Genomic DNA, 6000 nt, shown 5'->3' with positions numbered 1-6000 from the left:
TAAGGAAGGTCTGAATAACTGCCAATTTTCACCAGCATCGGCATAAACCGGCAAAAATATGAAATTCAGACGCTATTTTCCCCGTTGCTTGCATATTTTTTGCCCATTCCCCGCCATTTTGGCGGAAAACAGGCGCACTGGCCCTATGCCAGAAGGTATTTTCCACCAATAAGCAGGTTGCTGAACGCGGCCAGCAAATGCAACCGGTTGTTGTTCTTGGCCAAGCCACGATAGCGAACTTTGCTGTAGCCAAAGACCTGCTTTATGTACCGGAATGGATGCTCGACCTTGGCACGAACGCTGGCTTTGATTTTCTCGGCTTTAAGCTTTTCAGCATCCAGCGTTTTTCGTGCCCCAGGGCGCGTAGCGATGTACCACGATACATTCTGGCGGTGCTTATGTTCAGACCGCTTTTGAATACCGAGGTAGCCGGCATCGCCGAAAACCCGTTGCTCTTCACCATGCAGCAGCTTGTCCGTGGGCACAATGTCGTGCACGTTGGCAGCGGTGGTATCAATACTGTGGATGAGGCCCAGCGTGTCATCGACGCCGATGTGCATCTTCATTCCGAAGCGCCACTCATTACCCTTCTTGGTTTGATGCATTTCCGGATCACGCTGGCCGGTCTTGTTCTTGGTGGAACTCGGTGCAGAAATGATGGTGGCATCGACAATACTGCCTTCACGCAGCATCAGGCCGTTTTTCTCAAGATGCTTATTCACTTCTTTGAACAGTACCTTGCCAAGGCCATGCTGCTCCAGAAAATGGCGGAACTTAAGAATGGTGGTTTCGTCCGGCAGACGATCCAGCTTCAGTCCAGCAAACTGGCGCATGGATTCGATCTCGTACAGGGCGTCTTCCATGGCGGGATCACTGAGGTTATAGAACAACTGCATGCAGTGAACTCGCAGCATGGCAGACAAAGGATACGGGGGCCGTCCGTTCTGACCCTTGGGATAATAACGGGCTACCTTTTTCTCCAGCTGCTTCCACGGAATCAGGTTGTCCATCCGATCCAGAAAGATCTCGCGACGTGTCTTGCGCTTCTTGGTCTGGTACTCGGCTTCGGAGAAAGTGATCTGATCCATAAAAGCACGGAATCCTATGCAGTTGACGATGGCCGTATTATCGCTGATTTTGGGGACTTATTCAGAGTCTCCTTAAGTAACGTTGTTCCTAAATCGGTGGCAAATTCAGTTCCCTGCCAAAACGATTTTGATTTTTTCCCATCAGTCTCATCTAGATAAACCCTGTAGGACACATCAAACCGTCCTTTACTAGATTCTCTAGCTTCCAAATTCTTTAAGTTTTGAAATGCTCGCGCCTTTCCCCATCGCCAACGCCCATGAGTTCCATCTCCTCTCATTGGCAATATTTCAATGTCATTGTTTGATGACCTTTCAAGAGACAAAGTATTAGCACTTTTATTCCAAAAAATCGGATAGAACATTTTAGGCCGATCTTCTCTTCTGTCTTCACTCCCTCTCTTACGAAGATCACGTAATGAATAAAGACAACCACTTTCATCTTTTAACGTGAAGTCTTTTAGCTGTTCTTCTGTCAGATCCAAACCTTTCGAGACAAATTCATCTCCTGAGTAGACTAAAATATACTCATGCGTGATCGCTATATGCTCTTTATCATTTCGTCCTTTTAAGTTATTGACGACAACAAATAAACCAACAAACTTATCATCACCAAAGACTTCATCCATCAATAACTTTGCGCTATTAACTTCATTGTCATCCAACGTTAACCAAATACTTCCATCGTTTGACAGCAGTTCTTTCAACAACATAAGTCTCGGCCACATCATGCAAAGCCATTTGTCATGACGTTCCAAGTCTTCTTTATCAACAGGATTAGCTGACTTTTTCAGCCACTCCTGCATCAGAGGCGAGCGCACATTGTCGTTATAACACCAGCCTTCATTGCCTGTGTTGTACGGCGGGTCGATAAAAATGCAGTCTACTTTGCCGGCATGAGTTGGCAGTAACGCCTTAAGAGCTTCGAGGTTGTCGCCATGGATGATAAGGTTGTCATCCAGTGATGCCGTCTTGCCCACCTGCGGTAACGATTTATCTGCAACCACTTTTAGTTCACGAAACGGCACACTCAGGTGGTGTGAATAAACAAACTGTTTACCTTTAAAATCCAACGTTGGCATCGGTATTCCTTAAATTCTTATTTAATTCTGATGATTAATCTCTAGTCATAAAAAGCGGTTGTCTGGGTTGTGCTCATCGTCTAAGTGACATAACCCGGCGCAATTGCGAGGTTTTGAACCCCATACAGCGCGGCACGATTGTTTAATGCCAGTTGGCAATGGCTGTCTGATAAGCAAGCGGTCTCGGAACAATCAACATTCCAAAGCCTGAGCAAATACCCCGCAATTGCAGCTCTAATCTCAACCTTTAGAACGCCACCTGCCATGCCATAATCCAGTTCAATCGCTTCGCTGTGCTCTATGCGTGGGTGCGGCACTAACTCCAGCTCAACAAAGCGATTCCATTGCCGGTCTTGGGTTTCAAGTTCAGCCTCTGACAGAGTGGAATCCTCAAGCACAACCGCAGCTTTAATTCGGGTCAGTACAAAGTCACGGAACTCACCATGCTTGCGGTCAAAACCACGAACATGCCAACGCAGGCCATTGTCCACCAGCGTATGCGGCACAATTTCACGCGTGGTTTCACCGCTCGATAACGACACATAGGTGATACGCAAGGCTTTGCCTTTGTGTATGGCCTCGGAGACTTTCGCCACTATCGATAAACTCGGCTTGTTGAGGTGAAAAGGCGCTTCACAAGCAAGGGGGGGGGTTACCTTTCCAGTGAAGCCATCACCGTACCCTTGGCTAATGGTTGCCAGTGTTCTCACAACGTCGTACTCGAACAAGGGCTCAAAAGCTTCACCACGCTTATGCAGTTTGAGCTTTTGGTCATACTCAATGTTGCCTGGTGCAAGCTCTCGGTACATTGTGAAGTCTTTCGTTGCTTGTGCGGCCGCTATGCTGAAGCGATCGACTAAATCCGCCCGTACCGCTTCTCCCTTAAACAATAAGGTGAAGTCGATGTGGGCAATGCGATCCCTGGTTGCTTGTGGCAACTGCGCTATCTGCGAAAGCCTATCTGGCTTCGCCACTACTGTTTGTTTCAGACCATCATTTGTCATGCGTCTTATTTATCCAATTCAACCAGATTCTTAAAACTCTGTTTATAAAGTACGGTCAGACATCGCGTAATAACATTGAATAGTGTCACTCAATGCTACTCTTTATTCGCAATGACTTAGCAATCTCTACCGGTTGAAGCTGGACAGATGGACATAAAACACTTAATAGGCTTCAACCTAATTAATTTTATTAGGTGTCATCCTATCACAAATTATTTTGTAGGGAAGGCTAAGCGGCAACTTTTTGATCTGGATTGCAATTGCCGCTCAGTTATGGGCGTGAAGGCCTTGTTTCGTGTCATTGATGATAGCCGCTATCAATGCGCTACCCGAACCAGTGGCACCACGATGTTACTGCTTTGAGACTTCCCTTTCTCCGAGTCTGTGGACATCAGGGCTCGTTGCTCACTTTCCCGAATGCGCCTAGCAACTTCTGCCTGGGCTGGTAGCAATGGCAGCATCCCTTCAGCAATCGCGTCTGGAGCAGACTCTTGGCCACAGGACATCAAGTGCTTCCAAGGATCTTTAAGAAAGCGCTCGAACGTGATGCCAAATTCAATGATGCGGGCAGAGACGAAGATTTCGCCCCAGTATTCAATGTAGGTGTCTTGGTACATGGAAAGATTCCTCTTGTTGGTTATATACCCTGCCTACTTGCAGCCGCAGCGGTGTTACCTGTATTCGCTCACCCCAATCACATAGAAGATCTATGCTCATGGGGACTCGCTCACTTGCCGCCTAGCTGCAACACCAAGTAGTTTGGGTATAACGTAAGTTCACTTTCCATTTTCCAGAGGTTTTCAAATATGCAAGGCTTACCTTGTAGAGAGCTACAAAGCTTTAAATCGATTGCGGGCATCTTTGTAGTCATAGTGGGCATGTTCTGAGCCACGATGGTACAAATCATCCAGGTAAGTTTGTTCCTGCGGCAACTCGTCTTCGCTGATTTCGCGCCACCAATGTTTGTTGGCACCTTTAACACCGTCATGCCAACGGTAACCACGCTCTTTTAAATAGTCCTTTACGTCAAACGGCGCACCAAACGCACGAACTAACACAGTTCGCCTGTCTGCTTCAGACAACAAGTTTGCAACGGACTCGGGCAACAAATGAAACAACCAGGCCATCGCCAAACAATCGGTTGCAGCTCGATGTCCTTCATAAAACCAACCTAAGCGAAGCAGCAGGTACTCAAGCTTTCGACTTTCAAAACCCAGCGCCTTCCAATCTATGCCACTGGCTGAACAGGCCCAAGATAGATGTCCTAATGCAGCAAACCGCTTTTCAAAGAAAGGACGATCAAACTGTGCATTGTGTGCAACCACCAGCGGATCATCGGATAACCAACTCGCTACCAGTGAATCATCAATGTGCTGGCCTTGCACCATCTCATCAGTGATACCGGTTAACTCGGTAATCAGCTCGGGGATTGGCTTGCCGGGATCTTCATACAAGCTGATCACATCAACAATCGACACAATCTGCTTAGCAGAGGGGCTGTAAAGCACCTTAACCATACCAAGCTCAATAATGGACTCATCATCGGCAGACAGTCCGGTTGTCTCTGTATCGAGCAGCACCATCGGTTGTTCATCACCGACCAAAGGAGAGAATTCAAGTGGCCAGGACTGCGGCTCACGCGTTAATGGAATACGCTCCAGCAATCTAAAATCTTCTGGTCTTTCTAGGATATCCGCGAGGCGCTCTAGCGGAAATGGCGCTGGGGCTCTTGTCATTGATGGTTCCTCTTCAATTCTATTGTTCGCTTTAGGTGATTTCACTGTGCCACAGGTTTTTCTAAATGCACCTTGGATACCTCAGCGTTTTTTTAATCTTTCTACTGGGTGAACCCATGTATGAAGGCTTTGGCTAAGCCTTTCAGAAAGCCTTAGCTAAACCCTTTAGGTAACCCTTACCGATACCCTTTACGTATGGCTTAGCCAACCCCTTTTCAAACGGTTGCAAAAGGCTTGAACTGAGTTCGACTGAGCATTTTAATGGTGCTCCTGACTTCGCTTTAAGCTAGTAAATTCAATACGAAGCAGAATTTTACTAACTGTTTTTAAACCCTTTGCAAAGGGTTCAACAAGCCTTGTCTGACGGTTACTTGACCCATGCGTTAACCAGTAGCAGTAACAGGATCAGTAACAGAAACAAGAGCAGTAGGCAGAAGCAGTATTATCCAAGCCTTGCAGGCTTTGACGAGGGCGAGCGATCCCCACATCAAGCTTATCAACACAAAAAAGAAATCACCTACAACACAGCGTCTTACTCGAACAACTACAGTTTTACCTACAATTTTACTTGTAGAAATCAGCATAGCAGACCGTTCTTAGCGATATGGCCTCACCTCTTTTTTACGTCGCGTTGAGGCTCCAAGTGATATTCCCAACAGGGTAGCCACTGCGCATGGCTTTCGCTCAAGTTTTCGTGATTGGTGCAGCAAGCATGGTTACTCTCGAGATCTTGCTGAAAGAGCACTCGCTCACTCAATTCAGAGTAAAGCTGAGGCCGCTTACCACAGGACTGATTTACTGGAACAACATCGCCCGATGATGCAGGCATGGGCTGATTTCGTAACACGATCAGGTGGTTGAATCGCCACAAGGTAGGGATTGAATACTATTCCAACGGAGGTTCACGATGGTACCTCTTTTTTCTGAAGGATTAACTGGACTATATCTGCTTGCAACTGTTTGCCGGAAATCTGCTGTCCCTCTCTTGATATTCCTAATAATAATTAGGCCATAAGCATATGATACATGAATATTTTTCATATCAAGTAACCGATAAATTTCACACCCCCCCACCCAGGATAGAGATTGCCAT

At 46.7% G+C, this 6000-nt stretch carries 5 protein-coding genes; all 5 read right to left on the bottom strand.

The window, feature by feature from the left end; all coding sequences use genetic code 11:
- Nucleotides 1–143: 143 nt before the first annotated feature.
- The 5 genes from C6Y40_RS00775 to C6Y40_RS00755 all read right to left on the bottom strand — a co-directional run bounded on the left by C6Y40_RS00775 (nucleotide 144) and on the right by C6Y40_RS00755 (nucleotide 4907).
- Nucleotides 144–1088 carry an IS5 family transposase gene (locus tag C6Y40_RS00775; RefSeq protein ID WP_103284221.1) on the bottom strand — a complete coding sequence of 315 codons (945 nt, stop codon included), beginning with the start codon at nucleotides 1086–1088 and terminating at the stop codon, nucleotides 144–146.
- 14 nt (nucleotides 1089–1102) lie between these two features.
- Nucleotides 1103–2167, bottom strand: a complete 1065-nt coding sequence (locus tag C6Y40_RS00770; RefSeq protein ID WP_240621804.1) for a site-specific DNA-methyltransferase — start codon at nucleotides 2165–2167, stop codon at nucleotides 1103–1105.
- 80 nt (nucleotides 2168–2247) lie between these two features.
- Nucleotides 2248–3171, bottom strand: a complete 924-nt coding sequence (locus C6Y40_RS00765) for a WYL domain-containing protein (protein ID WP_105932870.1) — start codon at nucleotides 3169–3171, stop codon at nucleotides 2248–2250.
- Nucleotides 3172–3488: 317 nt separating this feature from the next.
- On the bottom strand, nucleotides 3489–3788 hold the full coding sequence (locus C6Y40_RS00760; RefSeq protein WP_105932869.1) for a hypothetical protein: 300 nt from the start codon (nucleotides 3786–3788) through the stop codon (nucleotides 3489–3491).
- 213 nt (nucleotides 3789–4001) lie between these two features.
- Nucleotides 4002–4907 (bottom strand): 3'-5' exonuclease, encoded by a 906-nt coding sequence (locus tag C6Y40_RS00755; RefSeq protein WP_088585968.1) that lies wholly within the window; start codon nucleotides 4905–4907, stop codon nucleotides 4002–4004.
- Between the last annotated feature and the right edge of the window lie 1093 nt (nucleotides 4908–6000).

The sequence above is a fragment of the Marisediminitalea alba genome (assembly GCF_002993365.1).
GTDB lineage: Bacteria > Pseudomonadota > Gammaproteobacteria > Enterobacterales > Alteromonadaceae > Alteromonas > Alteromonas alba.
This window is presented reverse-complemented; position numbering and strand designations above follow the sequence as displayed.